At 70.5% G+C, this 207-nt stretch carries 1 protein-coding gene; it reads left to right on the top strand.

Translation table 11 applies throughout. The annotated features are described in order from the left end of the window. The coding region (locus B0W80_RS35885) for a hypothetical protein (protein ID WP_179107121.1) at window positions 1–207 on the top strand (207 nt) is incomplete at both ends.

The following is a 207-nucleotide window of genomic DNA, read 5'->3' as shown; positions in this document are numbered from 1 at the left end:
GTCTACGACGCCACGGGCCGCCTGATCCAGCTCAACCGGAACGGAACCCCGCTGATCACCGGCCTCGCCTGGAACCCGATGGGCCAGCCCACCGAGTGGCGCTGGGCCTTCGCGGGCAACCTGCCGGCGAGCCGAACCTACGACAGGGCAGCGAGGCTCACGGCCACCGAGTTCGCCAGCTACGTCTACGACGCAGCCGGGCGCATC

Origin of the sequence: Variovorax sp. KK3, from assembly GCF_001984055.1 — a bacterium.
Classification (GTDB): domain Bacteria; phylum Pseudomonadota; class Gammaproteobacteria; order Burkholderiales; family Burkholderiaceae_C; genus Variovorax.
Note: the sequence above shows the minus strand (reverse complement) of the source record. Positions and strands in the feature narration are given on the sequence as shown.